The sequence below is a fragment of the Acinetobacter sp. YH12137 genome, from assembly GCF_013418535.1.
Classification (GTDB): Bacteria; Pseudomonadota; Gammaproteobacteria; order Pseudomonadales; family Moraxellaceae; genus Acinetobacter.
On record NZ_VPBW01000097.1, the window covers coordinates 1 to 1,059 of the forward strand.

A 1,059-nucleotide genomic window follows, 5' to 3' on the forward strand; every position below is an offset into this window, starting at 1 on the left:
CATGCCTACAGTCTTCCACCTGGACAACCAACGCCAGGCTGACTTAACCTTCTCCGTCCTCTCATCGCATTACACTGAAGTATTGGAATATTAACCAATTTCCCATCGACTACGCCTCTCGGCCTCGCCTTAGGGGTCGACTCACCCAGCCCCGATTAACGTTGGACTGGAACCCTTGGTCTTTCAGCGAACGGGTTTTTCACCCGTTTTGTCGTTACTCACGTCAGCATTCGCACTTCTGATACCTCCAGCAGACTTCTCAATCCACCTTCATCGGCTTACAGAACGCTCCCCTACCACTTGCAATAAATTGCAAATCCGCAGCTTCGGTACATAGTTTTAGCCCCGTTACATCTTCCGCGCAGGCCGACTCGACTAGTGAGCTATTACGCTTTCTTTAAAGGGTGGCTGCTTCTAAGCCAACCTCCTAGCTGTCTATGCCTTCCCACATCGTTTCCCACTTAACTATGATTTAGGGACCTTAGCTGGCGGTCTGGATTGTTTTCCTCTTGACTACGGACGTTAGCACCCGCAGTCTGTCTCCCGGATAGTACTCATTGGTATTCGGAGTTTGCATCGGTTTGGTAAGTCGGGATGACCCCCTAGCCGAAACAGTGCTCTACCCCCAATGGTATTCGTCCGAGGCGCTACCTAAATAGCTTTCGGGGAGAACCAGCTATCACCGAGTTTGATTAGCCTTTCACCCCTATCCACAAGTCATCCCCTGGCTTTTCAACGACAGTGGGTTCGGTCCTCCAGTTAGTGTTACCCAACCTTCAACCTGCTCATGGATAGATCACCCGGTTTCGGGTCTATACCCAGCAACTAAACGCCCTATTAAGACTCGATTTCTCTACGGCTCCCCTATTCGGTTAACCTCGCTACTGAATATAAGTCGCTGACCCATTATACAAAAGGTACGCAGTCACCACACAAAGTGGCTCCCACTGCTTGTATGCATGCGGTTTCAGGATCTATTTCACTCCCCTCACAGGGGTTCTTTTCGCCTTTCCCTCACGGTACTGGTTCACTATCGGTCAGTCAGGAGTATTTAGCCTT

General features: G+C 50.2%; 1 rRNA gene. It reads right to left on the reverse strand.

The features are described 5' to 3' along the window. Positions 1-1,059: ribosomal RNA gene (locus FTU72_RS16250) — 23S ribosomal RNA — on the reverse strand; the annotation flags it as partial.